This is a genomic window from Actinotalea sp., from assembly GCF_041597215.1.
Classification (GTDB): Bacteria; Actinomycetota; Actinomycetes; order Actinomycetales; family Cellulomonadaceae; genus Actinotalea.
The window spans coordinates 1-11,797 of sequence record NZ_JBFHHB010000090.1 but is presented as its reverse complement, the minus strand read 5'-3'; the positions used below and the strand labels follow the sequence as shown (position 1 = coordinate 11,797).

11 protein-coding genes, 1 tRNA gene and 1 pseudogene are annotated in these 11,797 nt (G+C 72.3%); 6 read left to right on the top strand and 7 right to left on the bottom strand.

Features of this window, described 5'->3' with window-relative positions; all coding sequences use genetic code 11:
- From ABWK99_RS08260 to ABWK99_RS08235, 6 genes are all read left to right on the top strand, one after another.
- On the top strand, positions 1–334 hold a 334-nt coding region (locus tag ABWK99_RS08260), incomplete at its 5' end, for a hypothetical protein (protein ID WP_372594221.1).
- A gap of 185 nt (positions 335–519) precedes the next feature.
- Entirely contained in the window at positions 520–909 is a 390-nt protein-coding gene (locus ABWK99_RS08255; RefSeq protein ID WP_372594220.1) for a hypothetical protein, read from the top strand.
- 45 nt (positions 910–954) lie between these two features.
- A complete protein-coding gene (der, locus tag ABWK99_RS08250) occupies positions 955–2,409 on the top strand; it encodes a ribosome biogenesis GTPase Der (protein WP_372594219.1) in 1,455 nt (484 codons plus the stop codon).
- Complete coding sequence (locus ABWK99_RS08245; RefSeq protein WP_372594218.1) at positions 2,406–3,476, top strand: hypothetical protein; 1,071 nt, start codon at positions 2,406–2,408, stop codon at positions 3,474–3,476. The genes der and ABWK99_RS08245 overlap by 4 nt, the downstream gene beginning before the upstream one ends.
- Before the next feature lie 116 nt (positions 3,477–3,592).
- Positions 3,593–3,666, top strand: a tRNA-Pro gene (locus ABWK99_RS08240).
- A 249-nt stretch (positions 3,667–3,915) separates the two neighbouring features.
- On the top strand, positions 3,916–4,329 hold the full coding sequence (locus ABWK99_RS08235; protein WP_372594217.1) for a GNAT family N-acetyltransferase: 414 nt from the start codon (positions 3,916–3,918) through the stop codon (positions 4,327–4,329).
- 87 nt (positions 4,330–4,416) lie between these two features.
- Here ABWK99_RS08235 and ABWK99_RS08230 read toward each other — a convergent pair whose 3' ends face one another.
- The 7 genes and pseudogenes from ABWK99_RS08230 to ABWK99_RS08200 form a co-directional block, all read right to left on the bottom strand.
- Positions 4,417–5,274 (bottom strand): ABC transporter permease subunit, encoded by an 858-nt coding sequence (locus ABWK99_RS08230; RefSeq protein ID WP_372594216.1) that lies wholly within the window; start codon positions 5,272–5,274, stop codon positions 4,417–4,419.
- On the bottom strand, positions 5,271–6,209 hold the full coding sequence (locus ABWK99_RS08225; protein ID WP_372594215.1) for an ABC transporter ATP-binding protein: 939 nt from the start codon (positions 6,207–6,209) through the stop codon (positions 5,271–5,273). Before ABWK99_RS08225 ends, ABWK99_RS08230 begins: the two co-directional genes overlap by 4 nt.
- Positions 6,206–7,246: an NAD(P)-dependent alcohol dehydrogenase gene (locus ABWK99_RS08220; protein WP_372594214.1), complete on the bottom strand. Its 1,041-nt coding sequence runs from the start codon at positions 7,244–7,246 to the stop codon at positions 6,206–6,208. Before ABWK99_RS08220 ends, ABWK99_RS08225 begins: the two co-directional genes overlap by 4 nt.
- A complete protein-coding gene (locus tag ABWK99_RS08215; protein ID WP_372594213.1) occupies positions 7,243–8,004 on the bottom strand; it encodes a DUF4386 domain-containing protein in 762 nt (253 codons plus the stop codon). Before ABWK99_RS08215 ends, ABWK99_RS08220 begins: the two co-directional genes overlap by 4 nt.
- Position 8,005: 1 nt before the next feature.
- Entirely contained in the window at positions 8,006–8,272 is a 267-nt protein-coding gene (locus ABWK99_RS08210) for a hypothetical protein (RefSeq protein ID WP_372594212.1), read from the bottom strand.
- Between the two features lie 168 nt (positions 8,273–8,440).
- A complete protein-coding gene (locus tag ABWK99_RS08205; protein WP_372594211.1) occupies positions 8,441–11,194 on the bottom strand; it encodes a LuxR C-terminal-related transcriptional regulator in 2,754 nt (917 codons plus the stop codon).
- Between the two features lie 147 nt (positions 11,195–11,341).
- Positions 11,342–11,797, bottom strand: a pseudogene (locus tag ABWK99_RS08200) (hypothetical protein); the annotation flags it as partial.

Genomic DNA, 11,797 nt, shown 5'->3' with positions numbered 1-11,797 from the left:
GCGCACGATGTACATCACGCGCAAGCTCGAGCCGCCGCTCACGGCGGCGGACCTCCCGCTGCTGGACGGGACCTACCGCTGGGGCGAGGATCGCGCGTCGAACAGGCGCGCCGACGAGATCCGGTGCCTGATCGACGGGTTCGCGAGCGCCGTGGGCCTCACCCTGGCCCACGAGTTCGGTCATCTGTGCGGCTGCGGGCACGACACGGAGCATCCGACGTCGATCATGAACGTGGTCGCGGGTGCGGGCGCCTCCTGGGAGGAGGCCGTCTGGATCCCCACGCACCAGAAGAGCGTCACGACGACGCTGGGGATCGAGGAGGAGGAGCGCTGAGGATCGGCAAGCTCTCCGGGACGGCTCGCGCGCTCGGCCTCGGCGCGCTCCTCCTCGCGTCGCTGACTGCGGGCGCGGCGGCCGAGGAGCTCAGGCTCCTCGACGGAGAGGTCCTGCACGGCGAGGTCGTCGCACAGGACGAGCGCCGGATCGCCTTGAGGCTCTCGGACGGGTCCACGCGGCAGGTGTCCGTCGCCGAGGTCGCCGAGCACATCGCGGGCCCCGCGCCCTGGGTCGCGCTCGACCAGGCCGTGGCGCAGATGGGGGAGACGCCCACAGCGGGGGCCCTGGCCGGGGTGGCCTGGCTCGCCGTTCAGGGCGGTGCCCCCGTGGTGCCCGTCGCGGTGCTGGGCACCCGGCGGACGGGGGAGCCGATGGGTCATGTCCCCGGCTTCCGACGCAGGCTCGTGATCGAGTTCGGCGCGCCGGTGGACCCGCAGCCCGCGGACTCCGCACGCGAGTCCCTGCGGCTCACGGCCGATCTCGTGGCGGCCGCCCTCGCGCGACACGTCGCCGAGTCGGCCGCGCGGCACGGCGTCACGCTCCCGGGGGACGGCCCTGGACCGACCGTCTGAGCACGTGGTTCGTCGCAGGGGCGCGCGGCTGGGAGGATGGTGCCCATGGAGAACCCCACGCCCGACGAGATCGTCCGCGAGCAGGCCCTGCGGGCCGGCCTCGCCGAGTACGAGCTCGAGGACGCCGACCTTGCCCTTCTCGACGGCGAGGGAGCCGAGGCCGAGGGCCGTGCGCCCGCCGGCCCCCTGCCCGTGCTCGCCGTCGTCGGCCGACCGAACGTCGGCAAGTCCACCCTCGTCAACCGCATCCTCGGCCGCCGTGAGGCCGTCGTCCTGGACACCCCGGGGGTCACGCGCGACCGCGTGAGCTACCCCGCCGAGTGGGCGGGCCGGAACTTCACCCTGGTGGACACCGGGGGCTGGGAGACGGATGTCGCCGGCCTGGACGCCCGCGTCGCCGAGCAGTCGGAGGTCGCGATCGATCTGGCCGACGTCGTGCTGTTCGTCGTGGACGCGACCGTCGGAGGCACGGCCACCGACGAGCAGGTCGTCAAGCTGCTGCGTCGCTCGGGCAAGCCCGTGATCCTCGCCGCGAACAAGGTGGACGGCCCGCGCGCCGAGATCGACGCCGCGGAGCTGTGGAGCCTGGGTCTCGGTGAGCCGCGCCCCGTCTCCGCCCTGCACGGACGTGGCACCGGCGACCTGCTCGACGTCATCGTCGAGGCGCTGCCGCCCGTCTCCGCCCAGGGCGGGGCGATGCCGGCCGACGGCCCTCGTCGCGTCGCGCTGGTCGGGCGGCCGAACGTCGGCAAGTCCAGCCTGCTGAACACCCTTGCCGGCTCCGAGCGCGTCGTGGTGGACGCCGTCGCCGGCACCACCCGTGACCCGGTCGACGAGCAGATCGAGCTGCGTGGGCGGCCCTGGTTGTTCGTCGACACCGCCGGGATCCGCCGCCGCGTGCACCAGACCACCGGCGCCGACTTCTACGCCTCGCTGCGCACCCAGGCCGCGATCGAGAAGGCGGAGGTCGCCGTCGTCCTGGTCGACGCCAGCGTGCCGATGACCGAGCAGGACACCCGCGTGATCTCCCAGGTGGTCGAGGCCGGCCGTGCCCTGGTGGTCGCGTACAACAAGTGGGACCTCATGGACGAGGACCGTCGCCCCTACCTGGAGCGCGAGATCGAGCAGGACCTCGTGCAGGTCCAGTGGGCGCCCCGCGTCAACATCTCGGCGCGGACCGGCTGGCACCGCGACCGCCTCGTGCCGGCTCTCGACACGGCTCTGGAGTCCTGGGACAAGCGCATCCCGACCGGGCGTCTGAACGCCTTCCTCGGCGAGCTCGCCTCGGCGCACCCGCACCCGCTTCGCGGTGGCAAGCAGCCGCGCATCCTGTTCGCCACCCAGGCGGACACGCGCCCGCCGCGGTTCGTGATCTTCGCCACGGGGTTCCTCGAGGCCGGGTACCGCCGGTTCATCGAGCGACGCCTGCGCGAGGACTTCGGCTTCGAGGGCACCCCGATCGAGATCTCGGTGCGGGTGCGGGAGAAGCGCCGGCGGTGAGCAACCGGCCCGACGAGCGCGGCCTGCTGCTCCGGCTCGGGCTCCCGCGTGACCCGGCGGGCCCGAGCCAGGTCGCGGGCTTCCTCGTCTCGGCCGTCGTCACCGTCATGCTCACCCGGGCCCTGCTCGCGGCGACCGGCTACCCCCAGCTCGGCGGTGACGGTCTGCACGTCGCGCACGTGCTGTGGGGCGGGCTGCTCATGGCGCTGGGCTTCGTGGTGCTGGTGTCCTTCGTCGGACCGGCGGTCCGGCCCGTCGGTGCGCTGCTCGGCGGGATCGGCTTCGGCCTGTTCGTCGACGAGATCGGCAAGTTCGTCACGGCGGACAACGACTACTTCTACGCACCGACGGCCGCGCTGATCTACGTCGTGGTCGTCGTCCTCGTGCTGCTCGCCGAGGCCCTGCACGGGCGGACCCCGCACCGCCCGGCCGAGTACCTGGCCGCCGCTGCCGACCACGCGGTGTCCGGCCTGGCCGGCGGGTTCACTCCGCGCACCCGCGCCCAGGCGCACCGGCTGCTGGAGCGGGGCCGGGGCGAGCACGGGGCGGCGCAGGTCGAGGCGTTGCTGGCCGCCGTCGACGACGACCCCAGCGAGGTCCCGAACCCGATCTCCGCCGTGAGCTCCTGGGTGGTGCGGACGGCCGAGCGGCTCGTCACGGCGCGATTCGTCCCGCAGGTGACCGTCGGCGTGCTGCTGCTGACGGCGGCGAGCACGGTGCTGCGCGGGCTGATGGCGTGGGATCAGGGCGCGGACCTGGGGTGGTGGGTGATCGGCGGAGTCCTCGGCGGTGCCCTGACGACGACCGTGCTGGCCGTGCGTGGCCTGCTCGTCGTGCGCACGGACCGCCACCGGGGCTACGTCCTGTTTCGCCGCGCCGTGCTGGTCAGCCTCCTGCTGACGCAGGTGTTCGTCTTCCGGCTCGAGCAGTGGGCCGCGGTCTCCGGGCTCGTGGTCGACCTCCTGGTGCTCCTCCTGGTCGCGGCAGAGCTCGACCAGATCGAGCAGGCGGACGTCGGCCCGGTGCGCGGGGTGCGCGGGGTGCGCGGGGCTGCACGGGAGGACTGAGCGGTGTGCGCGGGGTCGGCGGGCCGAGTGCCGGCGCTCATCGCGCGCCGGATGTGGACTCGGTTCGGTTCCACGGCTCGGCTGCTGTAACATCGTCCCGGCCCTACGGGGCCGATCGGGATGTGGCGCAGCTTGGTAGCGCACTTGACTGGGGGTCAAGGGGTCGCAGGTTCAAATCCTGTCATCCCGACAGTGTCTTTGCAGGTCAGAGGCCCGCACCGCTTCGGCGGGGCGGGCCTCTTGGCTTGCTCAGGGGAGCCGAAGTCGGCCCTGGACGAGCATGGACATGTCGGGGACGTCGGAGGACCGTGGACATCTCGGTTCGGGTTCTGCCTGACCTCGTACGCGCCGCGAGAGACGCCATGCCGCCATCCGCTTTGCAGCAGGCCGGGGCGCTTGTCGGGCACGCCGCCGTGAACCGCGCCTCTAGTCTTGTCGGGTGGACGAGCCCGCCTACCAGTTGAGCCGGACCCCTCCGACGATCGAGGACTACCTGCACGTGAGGGCCTCCTCCGGACTGTCGCCGAAGTCGGTGCCGCAGGGCGAGGGGGCGCTGGCCGGCAGCTGGTGCTGGAGCGTCGTCCGGCACGATGGACGGGCAGTTGCGATGGGCCGTGTCATCGGCGACGGCGGCTGGTACTTCCACGTCGCGGACATGGCGACCCTGCCCGAGCACCAGGGTCGTGGACTGGGGCGCCGCGTGCTCACCGACCTCCTGGCGCAGATCGAGGAAGCCGCGCCGGAGGGTGCTTACGTGACGCTCATGGCCGACGAGCCGGGACGCCGGCTCTACGCGTCCATGGGGTTCGTGGAGGCGGCACCGGAGTCGCTGGGCATGCGCCTCGCGCGCTGAACCCGACAGTCAGGGAGCAGTCAGAGGGCCGCTCCGCCGTTGCGGCGCGGCCCTCTGTGGTGCGCTATGTCTCGCTACCAGCTGTTCTCAGGCGTCGCGGCGGCGCAGCGTGACCGCGGCTGCGACGAGGGGGACGACCGCGTACGCGGCGATCGTCACCAGTCCCTCCTGGGCGCTGAGGGCCACACCGCGCACGGACGTCCCGCCCGCGGCGATGAAGGCGGAAGAGGCGGGCAGTGGCAGGTAGCTGACGATGGTCTCGACCCAGTCGAGGCTGATGAAGCTGAGCAGGCCGGGCAGGACGAGCAGGACCGTCAGCGCGAGGGTCACCGTCGCTGCGGTGGACCGCAGCAGGGTGCCGATGCCGAGGGAGAACAGCGCGGCGGCGACCAGGAAGTACACCGTGCCGGCGAGGACCCGCCAGGTGCCGGGGTCGTCCAGCGGCGGGACCAGGTCGTACTCGGCAAGGGCCGGCATGGTGACGACGTACGCGAGAACCGCTCCGACGAGGGTGACGGCCGTGGTCAGGACGACCAGCGCGATCGCCTTGGCGGCCAGCACCGGGAGCCGCGTGGGGACGGCGGCGAACGTGGAGCGAATCATGCCCGTGGAGTACTCCCCGGTGATGAACAGGGCGCCGAGCATGGCAATCGTGAGCATGGCGATCTGGAAGCCGCCGGAGATGACCTCCGCGCCGTGCATCTCGGCCAGGGCGGGTGCCATGACCGGGTCGTCGGCCATGGCACCGAGCGAGGACGCCGCGGCCAGCGAGATGAGGGCCATGAGCAGAGCGGTGACCGCGAGGGTCCACCAGGTCGAGCGCAGCGACAGCAGCTTGATCCACTCCCCGCGCATGACGCCGGCGAAGGTGCTGTGGGCGGGGGCCCCGGCGCGGGAGGCGGGCGGTGTGGTGACCGCGGGAGCGGTCGTGGTCAGGGTGGTCATCGGTTCTGCCCCTTCTGGGAGGCGGTGCTGGTGGGCTCGGAGCGGTACTCGACCGCGTCCTGGGTAAGGCTCATGTAGGCCTCCTCCAGGCTGGCCCTGCGGGGGGACAGCTCGTGCAGCAGCAGCCCGTGGGCGAAGGCGAGCTCGCCGACGTGGTTGGCGGTGGCGCCACGGACCTCGAGCGTGCTCGGCTCCGGGGAGCTGACGGTCGCGCCGTCAGCCGTGAGCAGAGCGGCGAGCTCGGTCGCCCGTGGGGAGCGGACGCGCACGCCGGCGCCGGAGACGGAGTCGATGACGTCCTGAACCGGGCCTGCGGTGATGATGCGCCCGCGGCCGATGACCAGGAGCTGGTCGGCGGTCTGTGCCATCTCGCTCATCAGGTGCGAGGACAGGAAGACGGTGCGGCCCTCGGCCGCCAGTCCGCGCACGAGCTGGCGGACCCACTGCACCCCCTCGGGGTCGAGCCCGTTGACGGGCTCGTCGAGGATGAGCGTGCGGGGGTCACCGAGGAGGGCGGCGGCGATGCCCAGGCGCTGCCCCATGCCGAGGGAGAACCCGCCGACCCGCTTGTTCGCGACCTTGTGCAGGCCGGTCATGTCGATGACCTCGTCGACGCGCGACGCCTTGATGTTGTGGGTGGCGGCCATGGTGCGCAGGTGGGAGCGGGCGCTGCGGCCGGGGTGGACGGCCTTGGCGTCCAGGAGGGCGCCGACCTCACGCAGCGGGGAGCGGTGGTGGTCGTAGGGCTTGCCGTTCACGGTCACGGTACCGGCGGTCGGCCGGTCCAGGCCCATGATCATGCGCATGGTGGTGGACTTGCCGGCGCCGTTGGGTCCGAGGAAGCCCGTGACCGATCCGGGCGGGATGGTGAAGCTGATGGTGTCCACGGCGGTCTTGTCGCCGTAGCGTTTGGTGAGCTCGTGCGCCTCGATCATGATCGGTGTCCTTCGGGGTGGTGGCGGGTGTGCTGGGCGTCCTCGGCGGACGGTCGGTCCACCGGGTGGACGAGCCGGACGACGACGTTGCCGCGCTTGTGGCCGGTGTCCGCCAGGCGGTGGGCGTCGGCGATGTCGTCCAGATCGACGGTGGTCTCGCGGACCGGCTGGTAGTGCCCGGTGTCGGCGAGGTTGACGAGGTGGGTCAGGTCCTCGGCGCGGTAGGTCCCGGGGGTGGTGACGACGGGGTGACCGGTGCGGCGGCTGTGCCACGAGGCGGACAGCAGGCCGCCCAGGTCGGCGACGACGAGCAGCAGCGCACCGCCGGGGTTGAGCAGGTGCCGCACCCGGGCGAACGGGGCGTTCCCCACGCAGTCGACGACCACGTCGTACGTGGTCTCCTGCGTGGTGAAGTCGTCGGTCCGGTAGTCCACGACGCGGTCGGCGCCGAGGCGGGTCACCAGGTCGGCGTTGGGTCCGCTGCAGACCGCGGTGACGTGCGCGCCGGTGGCCTTGGCGAGCTGCACCATGGCGGTCCCAACGGCCCCGGAAGCCCCGTTGACCAGGACCCGGGCCTTGGGTGGGAGGGTGATCTGGCGCAGGTAGGCGCGTGCGGTGATGCCGCCGAAGACGAGGGTGACGGCGTCCTCGAAGCTCATCGCCGCCGGCTTGGCGGTGATGGCGGCGTCCTGGTCGATGACGGCGTACTCCGCGTGCCCGCCGAACGAGGCGCCGAGCATTGCGATGATCTCGTCGCCCACGCTGAAGCGGGTGACGTGGGTACCGACGGCCGTGACGGTCCCGGCGATGTCCATGCCGAGAACAGGACGTCTGGGCCGCCGGACGCCCAGGGCCAGGGTGCTGGGCAGCCGCAGGCCGGCAGGGACGTCGAGGCTGCGCGCACGCCGGTCGGCGGCGCTGACCGTCGAGGCGTGCACCCGAACCAGGACGTCGCCGACCCCGACCGTGGGGGAGGGGACGTCCTCGACGTGGACGACGTCCGGGCCGCCGAAGCGGCGGTAGGTCGCGGCCCTCATCGGGTCACCGCCAAGGACGGCGCCGGGTTCGCGACCGGCGAGGCCAGGATCGGTGCGGGCTTGAAGCCCTTCACCATGAGGTAGATGCCGAGGCTGAGCTCCCAGAAGAAGATGCCGGGCAGGGCCAGCGTGCTCAGGGTGCTGACCTGCTCGTTGAGCCCGAAGACGGTCAGCAGGTTCGCCGCGAGAAGCATCGGGGCGCCGACCAGACCCAGGAGCGGGATGACGCGGGGCACGAGGCGGGACCGGTACATCAGCGGGGCGAGCATGAGCGCGTTCGCGACCGCCATGCCGGTGCCGAGCAGGAACGCCCAGTCGTGGACCGCGACGAGCCCGGCGGCGGTCGCGACCAGCGTGTCCGGGTCAGCGACGGTGAAGGCGTCGCCCTGCTGGCGCAGCGTGACCATCGACAGGGTGGTCAAGACCGCCGTGAACAGCAGGGCGCCCTCCGTCAGGCGGCTCGCGACGAACCCGAGGGCCAGGGTGGCGTTCTGCCTCTTGACGACCGGGTACAGGACCACCGCGCTGCCGATGGCCGCAAGGATGTTGACGATGTCCAGCACGCCGGCCAGCGCGATCTGGTCGTCCAGGCCGGGGCCGCGGACGTAGGCCGGGTCCAGCGCGGGGCCGGTGAGCACGGAAGCGGGGATGGAGCTGAGGAACGTCAGCACGTACAGCGCCCCGCCGAGGAAGGCAGTGCGCCGCATGAGGTCGTGTCGGTTGGAGACCGGCGCGACGGGCGACGTGAGCGTGGTCATGTCAGAGCCCTTCGGTTGTGGTGGTGTGGGTGTGGTCGGTGGCGACCTGGGTGACGGAGACGATGGGCAGGCCGACGTCGCGGACCTTGTGCAGCAGCCCGTGCAGAGCGGCCTGGTCGGCCACGACGCCCTGGATGGTGGTGGTGCCGTCCTCGGCGCTGGAGATGTCCAGGCCCTCGAACCAGGCCGACCAGCGATGACCGATGCGGCCCTGCACACGGATGGCATATGTCAGGGCGCCGTCGTGGCTGGTCGGGGTGGTGCTCATGACGCTCGTCCTGCCTGTCGAGGTGCGGTGTCCTCGCACGCTAGGAAGTGCGTGGGTGAGTGCGGATCACCACCCTTGGTGATCCGGGTGGTGATCCTTGACGACGGATCCGCGGGCGACGGCGGGACCGGGCCCGTACGGCAACGGATCCGGAGTCGCGGCGACCTTCTAGCGGGGTCCTGGTCCGGCGTCGCCCAGGAAGCCGAGCTCGCGCGCGCGACGGACTGCGGCCCGGCGGCTGTTGACGCCGAGCTTGCTGTAGATGTTCTTGGTGTGGGTTCGCACGGTGTTGACGCTCACGACCAGGGCCCGCGCGATCTCGGGACCGTCGAGGTCCGAGGCGAGGAGTCTCACCACATCCAGCTCGCGGGCGCTGAGAGGCTCGACGAGGGTCGGCGTCGGCGAGCTCGGGAGGGTTGCCTGGGCGCGGGCCTCGGAGGGAGCCGTACCACGGGCCACGGCGAGGAGGCGATGGGCGTGGTCGGGTGCGTCGGCGCGCCTGGCAAGCTGCTGGAGCAGGACGAGAATCGGGGTGCCCTCATCCAGGAAGACCCGGACGTAGCCGGGCCCTGCCGCGTGCTCGACGGCGCGAGCCAGGGTGGCGAGCGCTGCGCCGTCCTCGCGGGCTGCCTGGAGCGCGAGGGCCCGTAACGCGAGGATCTCGATGACGCTGCCGATGCGCCCCCCGTCGACGGCAGCCACCTCCAGCCGTCCGAGCAGGGCGATGGTGTCGTCGAGGTCATCGCTCTGGCCCGCGCGTGCTCGCGCCAGGTGGAGGCGCACGAGGGTCAGGTGCTCGTACTCCCGCAGGTACGCCGGGGCGTCCCCCGTGCCCAGGAGTGCATCGCGTGCCCAGGCGGCGACGGGCACCAGCTCGCCCTGGACGAGGTGCAGACGCGCCCGGACGGCCTTCAGCGGCCGCACGTCGGGGGAGAAGTCTGTGGTGAACACCTCTTCCGCCTCGCCAATCAGATGTAGCGCTTCGGGGATGTCACCCTGCGCCTCGCGGATGCGGGCGGACTCGAGCCGCCACCGGTACGCGTTCTGCGGCAGCCCCGCGTGCTCGCCGAGTCCCTGAGCATCCTGGAGGTGTGACATCGCTCCGGTCAGGTCACCCATTTCACCGAGCACGCGGGCCAGGCCCACGTGCATGTCGCTGGTCCCTCGCAGCGGCGGGTCCTGGGCCGTGCCGAGGCGCAGGCCCTCCTGGAAGGTGCTGAGGGCGTCCGCCAGCCGCCCCATGGTCTGCTGGATGTCGGCCAGCGCTAGGGAGCACCCCAGGACGTCGGACAGGTTCCCGGCTCGGTGGAGCTGACTGATGGAGTCGCGATACCACTGCTGGGCCGGCTCCAGATCCCCGCGGTGCCAGTGCGCGAGCCCCAGCAGAGCGGCGGCGCTGCCCCGGAGCACGTGGTTGTCCTCCCGTGCGAGCGCCAGGGCGCTGTGGGCGTGCTCGAGTGTCCCCGCGACGTCACCGGTGAGCAGGGCGTGAGCCGCGCGGTAGACCGCCACGCCGGCCGGTAGCTGCTCGAAGGCGTCGTGGTCGACCACCACCGGCCGTTGCGTGACGTCCGTGGGGTGGAGGTCGCCTGCGGTGAGCCAGCGTTCGACCTCCGCGAGGCGCCGGTCGACTCCGTCGAGCTCACCGCGGACCATGAGCGCGCCGACGTGGCCGAGGTTGAGCACGGGGCGCAGACGCAGGACGTCGTCGGGGATCGCCGCCATCCGGGCACGCAACGTCACCTCCCGCCGGGCCCTGGTCAGCGCGGGGACGGCGACCTCGAGCAGGTCCGCGGCACGCTCGACGTCCCCGGCCTCCAGGGCGTGACGGAAGGCCTCGTCCAGATCGCCGTGGGTCTCGCACCAGCGGCTGGCCCGAGCGTGGAGCTCCGCGACGTGAGCGGGCTCCTCATCGAGGAGGCGCGCGCGCAGCACGTCGCCGAAGAGGTGGTGGTAACGGTAGGCGTGGCGACGGTCGTCGAGCGGGACGACGAAAAGGTTGTCGCGTTCGAGCGAGGCCAGCATCGCCTGCGACCCACCCTGGCCGACGACGGCGTCGCACAGGGAAGCCTCCATCTGGGCGAGGACGCTGGTCCGCAGGAGGAATCGGCGGACCGGCTCTGCTTGTCGGGAGAGGACCTCCTCGACCAGGTAGTCGACGACGAACCGGTCGTCGCCCGCGAACCCGGAGATGAAGCCCGACAGGTCGTGACGGCCGCGCATCGACAGCGCGGCCAGCTGCAGAGCGGCGATCCACCCCTCCGTCCGGTCCTCCAGCAGCGCTACGTCGTCGGCGTCCAGACCGAGACCGCTCACGTCCCGCAGGTAGGTCATCGCCTCCTCGAAGGTGAAGCGCAGGTCGCTGGCGCGGATCTCCAGCAGGTCCCCGCTGGCGCGCCAGCGGGCGAGCGGCAGCGCCGGGTCGCTGCGGCCGGCGATGACGACGTGCACCTGGTCGGGCAGGCGCTCGAGGAACACGGTCAGGTGGTCACGCACCTCGAGCGAGGTCACGACGTGGAAGTCGTCCAGGACCAGGATGAGGTCGGCGTCGAGGGCGGCGAGGTCGTTCAGCAGCACCGCCAGCATCGCGTCCGTCGGGGTCTGCGCCGCAGTGAGCAGGTCGTGTGCGCGGGTGGCCACCTGGGGGCGGACGGCGTGCACCGCGGCGACCACGTACCGCCAGAACACGACGGGGTCGTTGTCTGAGACGTCCAGCGACACCCAGGCGGCTCCGGCCGCCGCTGGTTCCGTCGCGAGCCACTCCGTCAGCAGCGTCGTCTTGCCGAACCCCGCGGGCGCGGACACGAAGGTCAGCGGCGTGTGCGTCGCCTCGTCCAGTCGGCGCAGGAGTCGGGGACGGCCGACGGCGGTGCGGCGCCGCCGGGGGACGCGGATCTTGCTGTCGAGCACGAGGTCGGTCATCGCCGTCTCCCGTCGGATCCGGTGAGCGCGTCGCTCGCGAGCCGCCTCGCGGAGCCGACGCGCTACCGGTTGGGGCCGACCGTAGCTCCCCGCGGGCTGCCGCGGCAGGGCTTGTTCACGACCGCCGGACGGCCCGGCGCCGGGCGCTCAACGCGGTCGTGTGCCGGTGGTGACCGTGGTCACGGACAGCGGGAATGCGTCCGAAGAAACCGGATCGGCAGGCCTCCTTCGGCAAGGGCAGCTGCCGCGTCGTGACGCGATCGGCCAGGCCCAACCGCTCCGCCCGCTCACGCCCGGCGGGCGAGCAGCTGGGCGCGTGCCCGGTGCAGCTGCGGCATGAGGCCGTAGATGACGATCGGGACGGGCGGAGGCTTCTGCCCCCCGCGCCTCCATCGCCGGCGAGAACGGGTCGCCGGCGTCGCGGTCCTCCACGGCGCGTTCGACGTCCTCGGTGACCAGGTCGGCGTTGATCGCGATCGCTGCAGCCGACCCGGCGCCCGCGGACGTGATGACCTGCGCGCGCGGGTCGGCGGCGTTGCCGGCCAGCCACACCCCGAACGCCGACGTCTGCCCGCTGCGGTCGGTCATGGGGAACCCCGCCTC

Coding starts and splice junctions, on each gene's coding strand:
- ABWK99_RS08215 (WP_372594213.1), bottom strand. CDS start 8,004: ATGACCACGCTCACGTCGCCCGTCGCGCCGGTCTCCAACCGACACGAC.
- ABWK99_RS08230 (WP_372594216.1), bottom strand. CDS start 5,274: ATGACCACCCTGACCACGACCGCTCCCGCGGTCACCACACCGCCCGCC.
- ABWK99_RS08205 (WP_372594211.1), bottom strand. CDS start 11,194: ATGACCGACCTCGTGCTCGACAGCAAGATCCGCGTCCCCCGGCGGCGC.
- ABWK99_RS08210 (WP_372594212.1), bottom strand. CDS start 8,272: ATGAGCACCACCCCGACCAGCCACGACGGCGCCCTGACATATGCCATC.
- ABWK99_RS08220 (WP_372594214.1), bottom strand. CDS start 7,246: ATGAGGGCCGCGACCTACCGCCGCTTCGGCGGCCCGGACGTCGTCCAC.
- ABWK99_RS08225 (WP_372594215.1), bottom strand. CDS start 6,209: ATGATCGAGGCGCACGAGCTCACCAAACGCTACGGCGACAAGACCGCC.
- der (WP_372594219.1), top strand. CDS start 955: ATGGAGAACCCCACGCCCGACGAGATCGTCCGCGAGCAGGCCCTGCGG.